Below are 18,471 nucleotides of genomic sequence, written 5' to 3'. Positions count from 1 at the left end.
AGGCTTAGATCTTGCCGATCAGGTCGAGCGACGGGGTCAGCGTTTCAGCGCCCGGCGTCCACTTGGCGGGGCACACTTGACCCGGGTTCTTCGCGATGTACTGAGCTGCCTGAACCTTGCGGAGCAGTTCGCCGGCGTCGCGGCCGATGCCGTTGTCGTGCACTTCGCACAGCTTGATCTCGCCTTCCGGGTTGATCACGAATGTGCCACGCAGCGCCAGGCCTTCTTCTTCGATCAGCACGTCGAAAGCGCGCGAGATTGCGAGCGTCGGATCGGCAACCATCGGATACTGGATCTTCTGGATCGTGTCCGACGTGTCGTGCCATGCCTTGTGCGTGAAATGCGTGTCGGTCGAGACCGAGTAGATTTCCACGCCGAGCTTCTTGAATTCTTCGTAGCGGTCAGCCAGGTCGCCCAGTTCCGTCGGGCACACGAACGTGAAGTCGGCCGGGTAGAACACGAACACCGACCACTTGCCCTTCAGGCTTTCATCGGTGACGGTCACGAAATCGCCATTGTGGTAGGCGGTTGCTTTGAACGGCTTGACTTGGCTGTTGATGATAGGCATTTACCAGGTTCCTTTTGGAGTGGTGTTGAAGAAGTAAGTGAACTATACAGGAAAGCTATCGTATCCGAGAAGTGGATTGATTTTATTGTCGGGATAGCGCAGGGCTATCGTACCGATATTTGGCGTTTTCCCGCATGAGGCACTGTGATTGCGCGCGCCTCTCGGAGGTTCCTTTGAAAGCACGTCGTTGCTTTCGCGTTTATTTCAAGGAGGCAGTATGAAGATCGGAATTATCGGCGCCGGGAATATCGGGTCCGTGCTGGCGCTGCGGTTCGGCGTAAACGGCCATGAGGTGCGCATCGCCAATTCGCGCGGGCCCGCATCGCTCTCGGACGTTGAGCGGGAAACCGGCGCGACGGCCGTCGAGGCGCGGGACGCGGTGAAGGACGCGGACGTCGTCGTGGTGACGATTCCCGAAGCGAAAGTGCCGAATCTGCCCAAGGACCTGTTCGCGGGCGTGCCGGCGGGCGTCGTCGTGATCGACACGGGCAACTACTATCCGCAGCAGCGCGACGGGCGTATCGACGGCATCGAGAAGGGCGCGACGGAAAGCCGCTGGGTCGAGCAGCAGATCGGACGGCCGGTCGTGAAGGCGTTCAACAATATCTATGCAGACCACCTGCGCAATCGCGGCAAGCCGGCGGGCACGGCGGGACGCATCGCGCTGCCGGTCGCGGGCGACGACGCGAAGGCGAAAGCCGTCGTGATGAAGCTCGTCGATGAAATCGGCTTCGATCCCGTCGATGCGGGCGCTATCGACGATTCGTGGCGGCAGCAGCCCGCGACGCCCGTCTATACCGGTGATTTCGACGCGGCCGGCGTGCGCGCGGGGCTGCAGAAGGCCGATCCGGCGCGCAAGCCCGAGTGGCGCGCGACGGACAGGAGTCCAGGCACTTTCGAGAATCCGGCGTAGAAGGAGGCTGCCGATGAGCGGAACGCCCGTACGGAAAAACGCAGAAAGGGGCGCGTGCCGTGCGACAATCTGCAAACTTTCCCGATGGGCTTTACCATGACTGACCGGGCCGGCGCGATGGTGCATGATCCATCGGCCGACGTCCGGCGCCGTGGACTCGCTGATTGATCTATGAAAACCGCTTCTCCCCCGCAGGACGTGCAGGACCCACAACACCGCTTCGGCGAGTGCGACGAGTGCGCGGATGTCGAACTCGTGGCGACGGCCACCATTCCGACCCGCTACGGCACCTTCGATTCGTACGTCTATCGCGTGAAGCACACGGATGTCGAGCACATCGCCTTCGTGATGGGCGACGTGAGCAACGGAGAATCGGTGCTGACGCGGCTGCATTCCGAATGTGTGACCGGCGATGTGTTCGGCTCATACCGCTGCGATTGCGGCGAGCAGCTCGATCTGGCGCTGCGCTATATCGCGGCGGAGGATCGCGGGATTCTGCTGTATCTGCGCGGACATGAAGGGCGCGGCATCGGCCTCGCGAACAAGATCCGCGCGTACGCGCTGCAGGAGCAGGGGCTCGATACCGTCGATGCGAACCTGCATCTCGGCCTGCCCGACGACGCCCGCGAATACGACTCCGCCGCCGCGATCCTGCGGTCGATGAACGTGAAGTCGGTGCGCCTCATGAGCAACAATCCGTCGAAGTTCGACACGCTGCTCAAGCACGATATTCCCGTGTGCGAACGCGTCGCGCTCGCCATCCCGATGCGCGAGGAAAACGAGCGCTACATCAAGACGAAGCAGGCGCGTTTCGGGCATTACTTCGATGAAAACGAATAAGCCGCGCGCTCACTGCGCGTCGTGAAAGATCACGCCGAGCATATGCCGCCGCCCCGACCTGAGGCGGCTTACGCCGTGCTTCATGTTCACCCGATACGGCCCGCGCGTGCCCTGCACCGGCCGATGATGCACGGCGAAGAACACCGCATCGCCCTGCGATAAGGGCACCGCTTCCACGCGTGACTGCATCCTCGGACGCTGCTCCGTCATCACGAACTCGCCGCCGGTGAAATCGCGGCCGGGCGCGGAAAGCAGAATTGCCATCTGGATCGGAAAGACATGCTCGCCGTAGAGATCCTGATGCAGACAGTTGAAATCGCCGGGCACGTAACGTAGCAGGAGCGGCGTCGGCCGTGTCTGCCCTGCGCGATGGCAGCGCTCGATGAACGCCGCGTGCTCGCGCGGATACCGCGTCTCGATGCGCATTACCTCATTCCAGCGATTGGCGATCGGCGCGAGATGCGGATAGACCGCGCGCCGCGCGCCTTCGAGCGTTTCGGGCAGCGGATACGCGAAGTACTTGTACTCGCCGCGCCCGAAGCCGTGGCGCTCCATCACGACGCGGCGGCGAAAGATGCCGTCGCGATCGTACAGCGCGGCCAGCGCCTCGCATTCCTCGCGCGAAAAGAGCGCGGTCGCCGTGGCGCAGCCGTAGCTGTCGAGTTGCGCTTCGAGATCGGCCCAGTCGAGCGCGTCGATCCGTTCGCCGATATCCTCTGACGTCGCGCGTTCGAGCACCTTCATGTCATTTCTCCGGATGTGCGTAAGTTGCCTGCAGTGTGCGCTACGCGCTCGGCGCACGCACTCCGGGTCTTGCTGTGCAATTCGTGCCGCGCATCAGTGCGCCATCGCGCTCTCTGCGATGCGCTCCTTCAGCGCGGTCTTGCGCGCGGCCATCTTCGCGCCGATCGCGACGAGATCCATCTGCGTCTTGCGCACTTCCGGAAACAGCGTGGTTTCCTCTTCCTCGATGTGATGCGTCGTGTTCTCCTTGAGCACCTTGAAGGTCGCGTCGAAACCATCGTCGCCGGCCTTCAGGTTCGCGAATCGTTCGATGAGCGTCTTCACGAGAAAATGCTCGACGTAGGCTTCGTCCACGTCGATGCGCTGGTCTTCGGCCAGCACTTTCTGGGCGACGGGATACAGCATTTCTTCCTCGACGATCGCGTGGATCGTCAGCAACTCGCACGCGCGCTGAACGAGCGCGTTCTTGCGCTCGAAATCGTTGCGTTCCGCGCGTTCGAAGGCATCGAAAAGCTGTTCGATGGCGCGGTGATCGGCTTCGAGCATGTCGAGCGCATCAATGGGTCGCGGGGTATGAGCGGCAGACATGTGGGTTCTCCTTTAGTGGGCTCTCTCGGCCCTGTAGGGGCATCTTCGTGTCCCTGCGGCGCCCGGGAGCAGCAAGTTGAATGCCCGCGATTGACCAGTTAACGGCGGCGTCGCGCGCGTCTAAATAGTCGGTCTTCCCGATTCAGCCAGGTCGCGTTGCCGCATCACTTTCACCTGCCACCACGCGGGCAAGAGACGCCGCACTTCCGCGCGCGCGAAGCGGTCGTCGATCAGATAGAGCACGCCGCGATCGAGCGGCCCGCGGATCACGCGCCCGGCCGCCTGCACGACTTTCTGCAAGCCCGGAAAAAGATACGTGTACGCGTAACCCTCGCCGAACGCCTCGTGCATGCGCGCTTTCATTTCCTGGTTGACGGCATTGAGCTGCGGCAGACCGAGCGTTGCGACGAACGCGCCGATGAGCCGCGAGCCGGGCAGATCGATCGCCTCGCCGAACGCGCCGCCCAGCACCGCGAAGCCGACGCCGCGCCCGTCGGCGACGAAACGCGCGAGGAACTCGCGTTGCGCCGCTTCGCTCATCGCGCGGGACTGTTGCCAGCACGGAATCGACGGATGACGCGTCGCGAGCGCCGCCGCGACTTGCGCCAGATATTCGAAGCTGCTGAAGAAGCTCAGGTAATTGCCCTCGGCGCTTTCGAACTGCGCGGCGATGAGATCGGCGATGCGGTCGACCGAGCGCTCGCGATCGCGGTAGCGCGTCGACAGGTCCGCGACGGCCCGCACGTCGAGCTGTTCGGCGGAAAAGGGCGACTCGACATCGATACGCACGCTCGACTCCGGCAGGCCGAGCGTATCGGCGTAGAAGTGCGCAGGCGTGAGCGTCGCGGAAAAAAGCGCGACGCTGTGGGCGCGAGCGAAACGCGGCGCGAGATGCGGCGCGGGAATCACGTTGCGCAGGCAGAGCACGGCATTGCGCTTCCCGGCGTTCGAACTCGTTCGGCCGAGTGTGATGTCGAAGATCGAATGCGTGCCGAAGCGTTCCGCGATGCGCGAGAAATGCATGGCATCGAAATAGAAGCGCAAGGTTTCGGGCGTGAAGACGTCGGGTTGCTCGCCGAGCGTTTCAGTCATCAGCGAGACGGCTTGCGCGAGCGCCGTCAGCAGGCGCGCGGGCGTTTCCGTATGCGCCGCATAGTCGATGTTCGCCGCGTCCTGATCGCGCGTGAGTTCGCGCAAGCATCGCCCGACGCGCCCGAGCGCCTGTTTCAGCACGGGCGGCGCGCCGCGTCGCATCGCGTTGAAGGCGGCCTGATCGAGCGTCGCGGAATACATGCCGCGCGCCCGTTCGATGAGGTTATGCGCTTCGTCGACAAGCACCGACACGCGCCATCGATTCGCCTCCGCGAGCGCGAAGAGCATCGCGCTCGTATCGAAGTAATAGTTGTAGTCGCCGACGATCACGTCGCTCCAGCGCGACAGTTCCTGGCTCAGATAATACGGACAGACTTCGTGCCGCCGCGCGACCTCGGCGATCGCCGCGCGATCGAGTTGCGCGCATTCGAGCGCGTCGGCGCGCGCCCCGGCGAGGCGATCGTAGAAGCCCTGCGCGAGCGGACACGATTCCCCGTGACACGCGCGATCGGGATATTCACACGCCTTGTCGCGCGCCACGAGTTCGACGACGCGCAACGGTTTAGCGGCGAGCGTCGTCAGCGCATCGAGCGCGAGTTGCCGTCCCGCGCTCTTCGCCGTGAGAAAGAAAATCTTGTCGAGCCGCTGGCCCGGCCACGCCTTCAGCAGCGGAAAGAGCGTGCCGACTGTTTTGCCGATGCCGGTCGGCGCCTGCGCCGCGAGACATCGGCCGGACACCGCCGAGCGATACACCGCTTCCGCGAGCGCGCGCTGGCCGGGCCGGAAATCCGCGTGAGGGAAGGCGAGCGCTTTCAGCGCGTCGTCACGCGCGGCGGCGTGCTGCATCTCCTGCCGCGCCCACGCGATGAAGCGCTCGCACTGCGTTTCGAAATGCGCGGCGAGCGCAGCGGCGGTCTGCGTCTCGACGAGCACGCTCTCGGTCTGATCGGCGATATCGAAATACACGAGCGCGATCTCGATGGCATCGAGCCCGAGCTTGCGGCACATCAGATGCGCATACACGCGCGCCTGCGCCCAATGCAGATGACGATGATTCTGCGGCATCGATTCGAGCTTGCCGCGATGCGTCTTGATCTCTTCGAGACGGTTGAGCGCGGGATCGTAGCCATCGGCGCGGCCACGCACGCACAGCGGCCCATAAGTTTCCGACAGCGATATTTCCTTCTGATATCCGGCTGGCCGCCGGCTCGTCACCGTGACGTGGCCCGCGACGCCTTCCTGCGCGCTCGGCGTCGGCGTGAAGCGCAGATCGAGATCGCCCTGTTTCGCGGTGAACTCGCACAGCGCGCGCACGGCGACGGTGTAAGCAGGCTCGGATACTGTATGCATGTACAGCAGTCTAGCACGCAGGCATCGGCGTCAGCGCGCCTTCTAGGATGCCGCGCGCAGCAGTTCGCCGAGCGTTTTCATCGCGCTTTCGACCTGCGGCGACCACGGATGACCGAAGTTGATGCGCACGTAATTGCCGAACGCGTGACGCGCGGAGAAGATCGGCCCGGGCGTCACGTTGATGCCATGTTCGAGCCCGCGCCTGTGCAACTGCATCGCATCGACATGTTCGGGCAATTGAAGCCACAGGAAATAGCCGCCGTCCGGCTGCACGAATCCGACGTCTGGCGGCAGCCAGCGCGCAATGGCCTGTTCCATCGCGCCGCGTTGCGTGAGAAGCGCGCCGCGCAGCTTGCGCAAGTGCTTGTCGAAGCCGCCGTGCTGGAGATAGTCGGCGATGCCCGCCTGAATGGGGATGCTGGTCGAGATGCTCGTCATCAGCTTGAGCCGCCGGATCGCGTCCGCGAAACGGCCCGCCGCGACCCAGCCGAGCCGGTAACCCGGCGCGAGCGTCTTCGACAGCGATGCGCAATGCATCACGAGCCCTTTGGTATCGAAGGCTTTCGCGGGCGGCGGACGATCTGCCGCGAAATGCAGTTCGCCGTAGACATCGTCCTCGATGAGCGGCACGTCATGCTTCGCGAGCAAATCGACGAGCGCGCGTTTTTTCTCGATGGAAAGCGTCGCGCCCGTCGGATTCTGAAAGTTGGTCATGAACCAGCACGCACGCACCGGATGCTTGACGAGCGCTTCGGCGAGCACGTCGAGATCGAGTCCTGCGTGCGGATCGACGGGAATCTCGACCGCCCGCAGGCCGAGATGCTCGACCGCCTGCAACGCCGCGTAGAAGCACGGCGATTCGATCGCGACGACATCGCCCGGCTTCGTGACGGCCATGAGGCTCAGCGTGAGCGCTTCCATCGCGCCGTTCGTGACGATGAGTTCCTCGACCGGCTGCGCGATGCCCATGCCGATGTAACGCAGCGCGATCTGCCGCCGCAATTGCTCGTTGCCCGGCGGCATGTCGACGACCGTGCTCCACGGATCGAGCATGCGCGCCGCGTGCGCGAGCGACTTCGCGAGACGCGCCAGCGGAAACAGTGTCGGCGATGGAAACGCGGAGCCGAGCGGCACGACATCCGGACGCTTGACCGCATCGAGCACGGAGAAGACGAGACTGCTCACGTCGATGGCCGCAGGCTCCGCGATCGGCGTGGGCGAGGCTGTCTGCGTCGCCACTTTCGCGCCGGGCGCGACGAAGTAGCCGGAACGTTCACGCGCGCGAATCAAGCCCCATTCTTCGAGCAGGTAATACGCGCGAAAGACTGTCGATTGACCCACGCCGTATTGCGTCGTCAGATGCCGCACCGATGGCAGGCGCGTGCCGACAGGCAAGCGGCCCGCGCGAATCTCGGCGGCCATCGTGTCGGCAAGGGCTTGGTAGCGCTTCATCGCGTGCTTGGGAGAGGGAGCGCGAAATTGTCTCATACGGGTTCGCGAAGGAATATCCGCGCGTCGCCGTGCGTTTAATGAGCAAGCGGCTTAATCGCCGCGCCCGGCTTTTCAAACCTTTCGGAGGTGCTTTCATGAAGCTCGCCAGAATCGCAACAGTCATGCTCGCCTTGCTCGCCGGTCTGCTCGCGGGATGTCAGACCGACGGCAGTTCGACATCGTCGGGCACGACATCCGGCAGCGGCAGCAGCGGCGGATATTGACCGCGCAGACGCTGCCGCCGGGACTGTCGGCGGCGCAGTTTCGAGCGGCGCTCGCGGCCTTCGCGGCGGCGCTCGGCAGCGATGCGGTGCTGTCGAACGATACCGCTTCGTATCTCGATCCATTCGCGCCCGGCGACGCGCTCGCGCATGCGCCGTCCGCCGTCGTGCTGCCGAAAGATGTCGAAGGCGTGCGCGCGGCACTGGCGGTGGCGAATCGATATCGCGTGCCGCTCTGGACCGTATCGACGGGACGCAACTTCGCTTACGGCGGCGCAGCGCCACGCATGAGCGGCTGTGTCGTGCTCGACTTGCGGCGGATGAACCGCATCATCGAGATCGACGAGACGCTCGGCTTCGCGCTGGTCGAGCCGGGCGTGACGTACTACGACCTGCATCGCGCGCTCGGCACGCCACGGAAGTTCTGGCTCGATCCGCCCGCGGCGGGCTGGGGCAGCGTGATCGGCAACACGCTCGAACGAGGCTACGGCACGACGCCTTACGGCGACCACGCGGCCCATCAGTGCGGCATGGAAGTCGTGCTTGCAAACGGCGATGTCGTGCGCACCGGCATGGGCGCGATGGCGTCGAGCCGCGACTGGCAGGTTTTCAAAGGCGGCTTCGGGCCGTCTTACGACGACATGTTTATGCAGTCGAACTTCGGCGTCGTCACGAAGCTCGGCATCTGGCTCATGCCCGCGCCCGAGGGCTACATGATTTGCCGCTATGCGTTCGGACGCGAGGACGATCTCGAACGCGTCGTCGATACGCTGCGTCCGCTCAGAATGGATGGCACGATTCAAAGCAACGCGGTCATCGAAAGCGCGGTGCGCTGGGCGGCGGGCGTATCGACGCGAAAGACCTGGTACGACGGCAAAGGCGCGATGCCCGACGACGCCATCGACGCGATGGCGCGCAAGATCGGCATCGGGCGCTGGAATCTGCGCTTCTGTTTATACGGGCCGCCGGCGCTCGTGAACGCGCGGCGCGATATCGTGCATGCGCGATTCAAGCCGATCGCGGGCGCGACGCTCTTCGAGATGCCGTATCGCGATGCATCCATCGAGCCCGAGGGCGGCGGCGATCGTGCGCAAGTCGGCATTCCGGGGCTCGAAGCATTCAATTTGCTGAACTGGCGCGGCGGCTCGGGCGCGCATATCGATTTCTCGCCGATTTGCCCGCCCATCGGACGCGACGCCGTGAAGCAGGCGCGCATGGTGCGCGAGCGCGCGGCGCAATTCGGCTTTGACTATTACGGCGGTTTCACGGCGGGCCAGCGCGCGATGCATCACATCTTCGCGGCGATTTTCGATCGCGACGATCCGAAACAATCGCGCGATGCCGGCGCGTTGATCGAAGCGCTGATCCGCGATTCGGGCGCGGCGGGTTACGGGCAATATCGGACGCATCTTTCGTATATGGATCTGGCCGCCGCGCAATACGACTTCAACGATCACGCGCTGATGCGGCTGTCCGGCACGATCAAAACGGCGCTCGATCCGAACGGGATTCTGTCGCCGGGAAAGCAGGGTATCTGGCCGGCGAAGCTTCCGGATGCAGCGGAAGGGGAAGAGCGATGAGCACGACGCGGCGCGCGTTTCTCATTGCGGCGGGGGCATCTGGATTGCCGTGGATTTCCGTTGGCGCGGCGGCGCGGGCATCGACGCGAACCTGGGTTATCGATGCAGCGTTGCCCCAAAGCCGCGTGATGTTGCGGCGAGCACGTCTCGCGAGCGCGCGCGTCGAGTCTCTTTCCGGCGATGCGGGCTGGCTGTGGATCGAGCGATTGTCGAAAGAAGCAATGTCGTCGTCGCATGCGATCGGCGGACTGACGCGCTTCGCCGACGCGTTCGTGTTGTCGCAGCTTGGCGCTGACATCGGCATGCGGGCGACACATCATCGCGCATTCGTTGACGACGCCGTGCTCTGGACGCTCGAACATGGCTGAAAGCGCTTCGGTAGAATGAAGCGTGTCTCAATATTGCCGCGCACGGATGAATCGATGAACGCCACGGACACCCGCACGATCGCCGACTGGCATGCGCACATCTATTTCGATGCCGTGAGCCGCGACGCCGCATGGCAGCTTCGGCTCGTGATCGAGCAACGATTCGCGACGGAGTTGCAAAGCGGCGCATTGCGTCTGGGACGTTTTCACGAGCGTCCGGTCGGACCGCATCCGATGTGGTCGTTTCAATTGGGATTCGGCGGCGACCTGCTCGCACCGATGCTCGCCTGGCTCACGCTCAATCACGGCGCGCTCGATGTCTTCATGCATCCGAATACCGGCGACGCGCTCGTCGACCATCGCGATTCAGCCGTGTGGATCGGCCGCTCGCATGAACTGGTGCTGAAGAGTCTCGGCGGCTGACGCTCAAAAAGAAAAAGGCGGAACGCGTCCGCCTTGCTTCCCGATATCCCGCGAAATTACTTCTTCGCGCTTGCCGTCTTCGACGATACGGCGCGCACGGCCGTCTGGTTCGCGATGGTGGCGTCGTTCTGCGCTGTTTCGACCACTTGCTTCGCAGCTTTTTTGGCGGCTTCGTATGCCGAATTCGCCGATTGGGTCGCGGCGTCGATCGCGGTTTTCCACGCCGTCACGACGGCTTCGCTGCCGACCGGCGCGTTGCTCACGAGGCTTTCGAAGAATGCCTGGGCGTTACGCTGCGACTTCTCGATCTGATCCTGCGCCGCTTCGATATACCCGCCGCGCACACCCGTCGTGATCTCGTTGACGCTCGTCCAGTACGCCTGCACGCGCTGCGCGCTGTTTTGCAGATGCTGGTTCTGGAGCGCGAAGAATTCCTGCGGATCGCGCACGGAGAACGTCTTGGCGAGCAGCGCCTGATGTTCGTCGAGCGCCGTCCTGACCGTGCGCACGTTCAGATCGACCAGCTTTTCGAAACCCCCGACAACTTGTGTGGCGAGACCAAAAGTCGTGTCGACGCCCGCCTTCTGTGACGCGATTACATTTTCCGGCGTAAAACTGCTCATGCTCGACTCCATATGGAAGTTGCCAATTGAATACGCGATGAATTTGTGCAGTGCAGCGATTGGTCTATTCTAAGGGAACGATGTGGAGTGTCAATTACGTTTTCCCCGCTTGACTTTAAACCATGTCGCGCATTATTCAAAAATCGCGGCTGCCGATAAGTAAATGAGCAGGCTCATTAAAAGCAAGCGGTCTGATCACACATCACATAATCCGAACGACCATTTGCTTTTCGGCAGTATTCCAGTACGCGGAAAAATCCGACCAGTCGGACGGTGAAGATACGCGGCGAATTAGCTCTGTCCGCTAAGCCGGAAAGCCCGCACCCGCGTAAACACCTAAGCCCAAACTTACCGAATGCGTTGTTTCCCCACTTGACGCATTGGTGTGGTAATTGGAAGAATCTCGCACTGCAACACGCGCATCGGGGCATTCGGCGAACACGGTCTTTACCGGTATTTCTGTCACTGCCTCGTCATCGTGAATCCGTAGGATTCACCTTCGCGCGAATGAGCCGGCGCTGAACGGCATAAAGATATAAATCGAGAGAATTGAAGAAAATGGGGCGACATTCCCAAACCCTTGGCCACCTTGAACGTAGTCACGAAGACAACACCTTGCGGCGCGCCATGGCCGCACGACTCGACCGCGCCTTGCAGAAGGCAAACGTCAGTTCCGCCAAAGCCGCCGGCTGGCTCGATGTGAGCGAGCACGACGTGCAATTCTGGCGACGGGGCATCACGGTCCCGCCGTTCGCGGCATTCAGCCGAATCGCGCGGGCGCTCGACATCGATCCGCACTGGCTCTGCACGGGCCAGGCACAGCAAGCGCATTCCGCCAACTGATTGCGTCCGCTTCGGCGCGCCGGCTCTCGCGTTTCCCCTGAGCGTCAGACTTCCGTCGATACGGCCGGTGCCGTCTTGCGTCCATGCAGGAGCACGGTGCCGATGCCGCTCGCGGCGATCACGCACATGCCGATCGCCATCCAGAGGTCCGGCACCTGTCCGAACAGCAGCCAGCTGAAGAGCGCCGCGAACGCGAGTTGGCCATAGGCAAACGGCGTCAGCACGGAAAGCGGGGCGCGCTTGAGCGCCTGAAGCATGAGTCCGTGCCCGAGCGTCGCCATCGTTGCCATGAAGACGACGAGCAGCCAGCTCCCGATCCGCACCTGCGCGACCGCAGGCAAGGTTTCCGCCTGATCCATCCAGACGAGCACGCACAGCAGGATCGTGGCGACGAGCGCCGTGAGGAAGTTGGTCGTGATTGCATCGTCGACGCGCGTGAGATGGCTCGACACCACCTGAAAGCACGCGAAGGTCGTCGCCGCGCCGATCGGAAAGATCACGGTCCAGCTGAACTGGCTGCCGCCCGGCCGCACGACGAGCAACATGCCGATGAAGCCGAGTACGACCATCGCCCATTTGCTGCGCGGCACTTCGTCCTTGAGCACGAGCGCGGCGAGCAGCGTGGAAATGAGCGGCGCGAGCATCGCGAGGGAAGTCGAAACCGGCAGCGGCAGATGCCGCAAGCCCGCGAACGTGCATGCGGAATTACTGAGCAGCAGCACCGCCCGCACGATCTGCAGCTTGACGCTGCCCGAACGAAAGAGACCGAATGCGCGGCGCCGCACCTGCCAGACGCCCATCACGATCATCTGAAAGAGATAGCGTACCCAGAGTAGCGCCAGCAGAGGGACCGCGGTGCCGATAAGCTTGACGGTGGAATCGCTTGCCGCGAAGGTCGCGGTCGTCAGGATCATGATGGCGATACCGGCGCCGGTGTTATCGGTATCAATGCGGTATCGCGTCTTGCCCTCTGCGGTTGCCATCGAGTTCTCGTGATTCGCCGCCACGCGCAGCGAACCGTTGCCCGGCGTTTCTGCTGACGGCATATATGAAGGAACGGCTCTCAGACCGTTGCTTCGATTCTCCCGGCATCGCCGGGCGCTGGCAAGGTGACAGTAAAGTTCTTTTCCGCCTTGTTGTGCACAGGTCACGATGCGGGAAATGTACTAGACGGTTCGGACAAATTGGGATTCGGCGCGGGCGAGGCGGTCAATCATCGGACTAATACAGGAAAAGCGCTTCGATTCGTCCACTTCGGCATTCGCCTCCTAAAGAACGCCCATCTCAATTTGAGAATTGGATTAGAGCTTTCTTAGGCTCACTTTTTTACTATTCATTTCAACGCAGATCGCCGCGACAGCCAGCCACCAGGCATCACGCTGGATGAAAGCGCAACGCGTTCTCCGATGCGTCATGGCATGCAAGTTCAGCCATGCGTGCCGAATCAGTCCGAAGTCATTCATCACGAGTTTTCTGGAGCATTACATGCAAAAGCGCATTACCCTGGCTGCCGCCTTCGTTTCCATGAGCGTCGTCGCTCTGATGTCGATGAACGCGCACGCCGCCGACGGCACCATCACCATCAACGGCGCGCTTTCGGACACGACGTGCTCGATCAACGGTGTCGCGACCGGGGCGCCGGCCAACGTCACGGCGACGCTGCCGAACGTGGACTCGGGCTCGCTGCCGGCCGCGGGCACGACGGCCGGCACGTCGAGTCTCGGCGACATCAAGCTCGCGCTGACCGGTTGCGGCGGCGCGGCGACGAAAGCCGTCGCGCGTTTCGAAAACGGTCCGACGGTCGATCAGACCAGCGGCAATCTGGTGAACCAGGCGTCGGCATCGCCGGCGGGCAACGTGCAGGTTCGCTTGCTAAACGCCAAAATGCAGCCTATCAATATCCTCACCAACCAGAACAACGACCTGGCCACGAACGGCGCAGCCATCTCGGGCGGCGCCGCCATGCTGAATTATTTCGCCCAGTATTACGCAACGGGCAAAGCAACCGCGGGCAGCGTCAACACCACGGTGCAATACACGTTGCAATATCAGTAATGAGCGCGCCGGACCGTCCCGATGAGGCATGGTCCGGCTCGGCGTCTGCGCACGACGGGACATTCAGGTAGCGGTAATGAAAATAGCGAAGTGGTTGATTGCGATATCGACAATACTCACGGTTCTGTTCGCCATCGCCGCGCATGCCAGCGTCACGATAAGCGGCACGCGCGTGATCTATCCGCTCGATCAGCGGGAAGTCAGCGTGAAGCTGAACAACGATAGCCGCACGCCGGCGCTCGTGCAGGTATGGATGGACGATGGCAACGCGGACGCGAAGCCCGGCGATATCAAGACGCCCTTCGTCATCACGCCGCCGATTTTCCGCATGGACCCGAGCAAATCGCAGACTTTGCGCCTGATGTATGGCGGCGGCGCGTTGCCGCAAGATCGCGAGTCGGTGTTCTGGCTCAACGTGCTCGACGTTCCGCCCAAGGTCGACGCCAAGGGCGATGCCAATACCAATACGCTGCAAATGGCCTATCGCACGCGGATCAAAGTCTTCGTGCGTCCGCCGCGCCTCGTGGGCAGCCCGGACGAAGCACCGAAAACACTCGAATGGCGCGTCGTGCCGGCGCCTCAGGGCGCGGGCCTGGCGCTCTCCGTGTCGAATCCGAGCGCGTATCACGTTTCGTTCAGCGAAATTTCCGTGTCGTCGAATGGACGCACCTACAAGAACGAAATGGGTGGAATGGTCGCGCCACGTTCCACGCAAATCATCCCTGTGCCGCAGATGAGCGGCGTCACGAGCGGAAAGATTCATTTCATCGCGATCAGCGATTACGGCGGTCCCATCGAGGGCGACGCCGCCATCGGACAGTAGCGCCGCCGAAGCAATCCGCCGCGTCTTCACGCATATCGCGTTTCTCGTCTCGAAATAATCGAGCGCGCGAGTTCAATTGTGCCGACGGTCTTTTGAAACAGACCGTTCACCCATCTCAAAATTCGAACTCGTCCTAGGTACTTCTATCTCGATAAAAAATAGCATCGGTTTGTTGGACATCGATCCTTCGATATCCGAGAAACCGAAACCGCTGAGATATGAAGTCCCATCGTCATCAATCGCTTTCTACCCTCGAATTGAGCCGCATGACGGCGCTGGTCCTGATGACCTTCGCGACGGCAGCCTTTGCGAGCACGGAGCGGGCGCTCGCCAGCGAAGCGCCCGGCGTGGTCGAGTTCGACACCACGTTCCTGCGCGTGGATTCGAAAGGCGATTTCGATGCAAAGCGATTTTCAAGCGGCAACGTCGTGTCGCCGGGAGTCTACGCGGTCGATATCGTCGTCAACGACAATCGCGTCGCGCGTGACGAAGTGCGTTTCGTGGCGGCGGACGAAGGCGGCAACGCGATGCCGTGCCTGACGCGCAAGATGCTCGAAAGCGCGGGCCTCGACCTCGCCCGACTCGCGGCCGAGCGCGGGCAAAAGGACGAGACGCCGGCCGACGCCTGCATCGACTTGCGCGCGCTCGTGCCGGAAGCCTCGATCGACTTCGATTTCAGCGAGCAGAAACTGGCACTTTCCATTCCGCAGCGTTACATGCGCGCATCGGCGCGCGGATACGTGTCGCCGGAGTTGTGGGATCGCGGCGTGAATGCGGGCTTCCTGAGTTACAACGCGAACACCTATCGGACTCGGGCGGGCGGCGAGCAATCGACGCAGAATTATCTGGGGCTCAACGCGGGCGTGAATGTCGGTGGATGGAACCTGCGTCATCAGTCGTCGCTGACTACATCGACGGGGCAGGCAACGCAGTTCGACAACATCGCCACCTACGTCCAGCACGACCTGACCCGCTTGCGCGCGCAAGCCGTGATCGGCGACGCGCAGACGACTGGTGACGTGTTCGACTCCGTGGCGTTTCGCGGTGCGCAGATCGCCACGGACGATCGCATGTTGCCCGAATCGTTGCGCGGTTTCGCGCCTGTCGTGCGAGGCACGGCGGATTCGAACGCGCTCGTGACGGTGCGTCAGAACGGGCAGATCATCTACGAAACGGGCGTGACGCCCGGCCCGTTCGAAATCCGCGATCTCTATGCGACGGGTTCGGGCGGCAATCTCGATGTCACCGTCATGGAAGCCGACGGACGCGCGAAGCGCTTCACGGTGCCGTATGCATCGGTTGCGCAATCGCTGCGTCCGGGCACGACGCGCTTCGCGGTCACGGTGGGACAACTGCGCGACGATTCGCTCGGCACGAAGCCCGGCTTCGCGCAATTCACGCTGCAGCGCGGCCTGACGAATCTGGTCACGCTCTACGGCGGCGCGATCGCATCGGAGGGTTATGCCGCCGTGAATGCCGGCGCGGCGCTCAATACGAAGTACGGCGCATTCGCGAGCGATATCACGGTCGCGCGCACGCAGGTTCCGGGCAAACACGCGATGCAGGGCAAGAGCCTGCATATCGGCTATGCCAAATTCGTCGATCCGACCGGGACCAACCTCACGCTCGGCGCATACCGTTATTCCGACAGCAGCTATCTTTCCTTCGCCGATGCCGCCCGCGTGCGCGACGCCGCGCGAGACGGCGGCAATCCGGCCGATCGCAATCGCGGCCGCGTGCAACTGACCATCGATCAGCGGCTCGGCAATCAAGGCTCGGTGTTTGCGACGGTCTCGTCGCAAAGCTACTGGAACCGTCCGGGAAACGACACGTTTTTTCAGGCGGGTTATTCGAACCGTTTCAAATACGGCACCTATAGTGTGACTGCGGACCGCACGCAGAACTCGGACGGCGCCATGTCGAATCGGTTAATGGTGAGCACGACCATTCCGCTCGGTCATTCACGTCATGCGCCGCAACTCACGACGAGTCTGAACACGGGCGGCGGCGCGACGAACATGCAGGCGAACATCGGCGGAACGGCGGGGGAACGCAATCAGTATTCGTACAACGCGTATGGTTCGCTGGGGCAGCAGCCGGGCACGGCCATCGATTCGAACGCGGGCGTGAGCGGCGCGTGGCGCGCGCCGCGTGCGCAGGTCAGCGCGTCGGCAAGCGGCGGTCCGGGCTCGTCGCAGATGTCGGCGGGCGTGAGCGGATCGATCGTCGCGCATCCGGGCGGCGTGACGTTCTCGCAGACGGTCGGCGATACTTTCGGGATCGTCGAGGCGAAGGGCGCGGAGGGCGCCAGCGTGTCGAGCGCGACCGGCGTGAAGATCGATTCGCACGGTTACGCGGTCGTGCCTTATCTCACGCCCTACAGCATGAATAACGTGGACATCGATCCGAAGGGCAGTTCGCTCGATACGGAACTTCAGTCGACGTCGGAACAGGTGGCGCCGCGTTCCGGTTCGATCGTCATGCTCAAGTACAAGACGGTAACGGGACGCGCCGCGCTGATCCGCGCGCCGCGCCTCGGCGGCGATGCGCTGCCGTTCGGCGCGGAAGTGTCCGATGGCGCGGGTCATGTGGTGGGCGTCGTTGCGCAGGACAGCCGCATTTTCGCGCGCGGCGTCGAGGAGAAGGGCACGCTCGTCGTCAAATGGGGCAACGGGGCGAGAGAGCAATGCAGCATCGCGTATGCGTTGCCCGCGAAAAGCAATAAGTTGACTGCGGGGTATGTGTCGGTGGAGTCGCATTGCGTGGCGTCGCATGCATTCATTGCTGCGTCAGCCGGCGACGCGGGTTCTCAAGACCGATGGTGATCGAGATGAGCTTAGGCGAATGGATCAACACGCATCGCAAGGACCGCACGCCCAACGGTTCGGGCGCGATGGGCAGGATCATTTCGAAAGGCGGAGCAGCGAAAACATGCGCGATCCTCGCGCTAGCTGCGTCGTGTCTCCAGGCAGTGGCAGGCACCTTAACATTTCCGACCGCCGGTTCCATGCCTGTCCTGAGCTTTCCCGCCACCCTGTCAGCGTCGCGCGATGCACCCGTCGGCAGCATTCTGAATACGGCAGCGGGCAACGGGGGCCTTGCCGCCACCGGTTTCACCTGTGATGTGCAGAAGAGTGTGACGGTGAGCGGCACGCTCGTTCCGGGGAGCACGAATGTCTATCAGACGAGCGTCCCGGGCATCGGCGTGCACTTTTACATCACGAGCGGATGGGGCGGCTCATGGGTATCGGTGCCGGTGTCGCAGACGCTGACACAGCCGAACGGAAGTACGGCGCACTACATGCGGGCGGATCTGGTGGTAACGGGGCCGGTCGGCAGTGGCGCCGTTGCAACGTGGCCTTCCGCGACGGTGACGTTCACGGGCAGTTGCATGACGACCGTGACGGCGACGCAGTACCTCACAGGCAGCGTGGCGATGACGAGCAACACATGTAGCGTGACCACGCCGAGCCTCGACTTTGCGCTTCCGAAGGGGTTGAGCAAGGATCTGGTCGCGCCCGGCGCCACTTCGGGCGATACAACCGTGTCGCTCGGTCTGAACTGCGCTGCGGGCGTCAAGGTTGCCGTGACGCTGTCGGATGTCGTCAGTCCACAGAACCGGTCTACCACCTTGAGCCTTGCTCCCGAATCATCGGCCGCCGGAATCGGCCTGCAAATCCTGAATGGAACGACTCCCGTGGCGTTCGGCGCAGATTCGGCGGTTGCGGGCAACACGAATCAGTGGACGGCGGGCACGGCAAGCGGCGGCGCCATGCAGATTCCGCTCACGGCGCGATACGTCCGCACGTCAGGCACGCTCATTCCGGGAAGCGTTCACGGCAAGGCGACCTTCACGATGTCCTATCAGTAGCGCGACATTCGCCGGGAAAGCATCGGAACCGGACTTGTTTGTTTCACATGAAAGCCTTGCCAACCTCGCTCCGACGCC

General features: G+C 62.8%; 18 protein-coding genes. 11 read left to right on the top strand and 7 right to left on the bottom strand.

Annotation, left to right across the window (positions count from 1 at the left end):
- Positions 1–4: 4 nt before the first annotated feature.
- Complete coding sequence (gene ahpC, locus PQR08_RS18405) at positions 5–568, bottom strand: alkyl hydroperoxide reductase subunit C (protein WP_035506113.1); 564 nt, start codon at positions 566–568, stop codon at positions 5–7.
- Positions 569–785: 217 nt separating this feature from the next.
- Between ahpC and PQR08_RS18400 the strand changes: the two genes are divergently transcribed.
- Positions 786–1,481: an NADPH-dependent F420 reductase gene (locus PQR08_RS18400; RefSeq protein ID WP_250484907.1), complete on the top strand. Its 696-nt coding sequence runs from the start codon at positions 786–788 to the stop codon at positions 1,479–1,481.
- Positions 1,482–1,652: 171 nt separating this feature from the next.
- A complete protein-coding gene (gene ribA, locus PQR08_RS18395) occupies positions 1,653–2,321 on the top strand; it encodes a GTP cyclohydrolase II (protein ID WP_035506107.1) in 669 nt (222 codons plus the stop codon).
- A 9-nt stretch (positions 2,322–2,330) separates the two neighbouring features.
- Here the strand turns inward: ribA and PQR08_RS18390 are convergent, their stop codons facing one another.
- From PQR08_RS18390 to PQR08_RS18375, 4 genes are all read right to left on the bottom strand, one after another.
- Entirely contained in the window at positions 2,331–3,065 is a 735-nt protein-coding gene (locus tag PQR08_RS18390) for a 2OG-Fe(II) oxygenase (protein WP_250484906.1), read from the bottom strand.
- 93 nt (positions 3,066–3,158) lie between these two features.
- Entirely contained in the window at positions 3,159–3,653 is a 495-nt protein-coding gene (locus PQR08_RS18385; RefSeq protein WP_238293203.1) for a hemerythrin domain-containing protein, read from the bottom strand.
- 120 nt (positions 3,654–3,773) lie between these two features.
- A complete protein-coding gene (locus tag PQR08_RS18380) occupies positions 3,774–6,095 on the bottom strand; it encodes an ATP-dependent DNA helicase (RefSeq protein ID WP_250484905.1) in 2,322 nt (773 codons plus the stop codon).
- 42 nt (positions 6,096–6,137) lie between these two features.
- Entirely contained in the window at positions 6,138–7,547 is a 1,410-nt protein-coding gene (locus tag PQR08_RS18375; RefSeq protein ID WP_250484904.1) for an aminotransferase-like domain-containing protein, read from the bottom strand.
- A 134-nt stretch (positions 7,548–7,681) separates the two neighbouring features.
- Between PQR08_RS18375 and PQR08_RS18370 the strand changes: the two genes are divergently transcribed.
- From PQR08_RS18370 to PQR08_RS18355, 4 genes are read left to right on the top strand one after another with little or no spacing between them, the layout of a single operon-like run.
- On the top strand, positions 7,682–7,810 hold the full coding sequence (locus tag PQR08_RS18370; protein WP_255504025.1) for a hypothetical protein: 129 nt from the start codon (positions 7,682–7,684) through the stop codon (positions 7,808–7,810).
- Complete coding sequence (locus tag PQR08_RS18365; protein ID WP_408162067.1) at positions 7,807–9,387, top strand: FAD-binding oxidoreductase; 1,581 nt, start codon at positions 7,807–7,809, stop codon at positions 9,385–9,387. Before PQR08_RS18370 ends, PQR08_RS18365 begins: the two co-directional genes overlap by 4 nt.
- Entirely contained in the window at positions 9,384–9,755 is a 372-nt protein-coding gene (locus PQR08_RS18360) for a hypothetical protein (protein ID WP_250484903.1), read from the top strand. Before PQR08_RS18365 ends, PQR08_RS18360 begins: the two co-directional genes overlap by 4 nt.
- A gap of 54 nt (positions 9,756–9,809) precedes the next feature.
- Positions 9,810–10,178, top strand: coding sequence for a DOPA 4,5-dioxygenase family protein (locus PQR08_RS18355; RefSeq protein WP_238293195.1), 369 nt, complete (start codon positions 9,810–9,812; stop codon positions 10,176–10,178).
- A 56-nt stretch (positions 10,179–10,234) separates the two neighbouring features.
- Here the strand turns inward: PQR08_RS18355 and PQR08_RS18350 are convergent, their stop codons facing one another.
- Complete coding sequence (locus PQR08_RS18350) at positions 10,235–10,801, bottom strand: phasin family protein (RefSeq protein ID WP_250484902.1); 567 nt, start codon at positions 10,799–10,801, stop codon at positions 10,235–10,237.
- Between the two features lie 558 nt (positions 10,802–11,359).
- On the opposite strand from PQR08_RS18350, the gene PQR08_RS18345 reads away from it, so the two are divergent.
- A complete protein-coding gene (locus PQR08_RS18345) occupies positions 11,360–11,644 on the top strand; it encodes a helix-turn-helix transcriptional regulator (protein WP_035506058.1) in 285 nt (94 codons plus the stop codon).
- Between the two features lie 44 nt (positions 11,645–11,688).
- Here PQR08_RS18345 and PQR08_RS18340 read toward each other — a convergent pair whose 3' ends face one another.
- Positions 11,689–12,627: a DMT family transporter gene (locus tag PQR08_RS18340; protein ID WP_187607931.1), complete on the bottom strand. Its 939-nt coding sequence runs from the start codon at positions 12,625–12,627 to the stop codon at positions 11,689–11,691.
- A gap of 502 nt (positions 12,628–13,129) precedes the next feature.
- Here PQR08_RS18340 and PQR08_RS18335 point away from each other — a divergent pair.
- The 4 genes from PQR08_RS18335 (at position 13,130) to PQR08_RS18320 (ending at position 18,393) form a co-directional block, all read left to right on the top strand.
- On the top strand, positions 13,130–13,699 hold the full coding sequence (locus PQR08_RS18335) for a fimbrial protein (protein ID WP_187607930.1): 570 nt from the start codon (positions 13,130–13,132) through the stop codon (positions 13,697–13,699).
- 76 nt (positions 13,700–13,775) lie between these two features.
- Positions 13,776–14,522: a fimbria/pilus periplasmic chaperone gene (locus PQR08_RS18330; protein ID WP_250484901.1), complete on the top strand. Its 747-nt coding sequence runs from the start codon at positions 13,776–13,778 to the stop codon at positions 14,520–14,522.
- Between the two features lie 266 nt (positions 14,523–14,788).
- A complete protein-coding gene (locus tag PQR08_RS18325) occupies positions 14,789–17,347 on the top strand; it encodes a fimbria/pilus outer membrane usher protein (protein ID WP_250484900.1) in 2,559 nt (852 codons plus the stop codon).
- Positions 17,348–17,352: 5 nt separating this feature from the next.
- The gene (locus PQR08_RS18320; RefSeq protein ID WP_250484899.1) at positions 17,353–18,393 is read left to right on the top strand and encodes a fimbrial protein; all 1,041 of its coding nucleotides are present in this window, start codon (positions 17,353–17,355) and stop codon (positions 18,391–18,393) included.
- Positions 18,394–18,471: the final 78 nt, after the last annotated feature.

It is taken from the genome of Caballeronia jiangsuensis (genome assembly GCF_046030135.1).
Taxonomy (GTDB): Bacteria; Pseudomonadota; Gammaproteobacteria; order Burkholderiales; family Burkholderiaceae; genus Caballeronia; species Caballeronia jiangsuensis.
The sequence above is the reverse complement of the archived record's forward strand: the minus strand, read 5'-3'. Positions and strand labels throughout refer to the sequence as shown.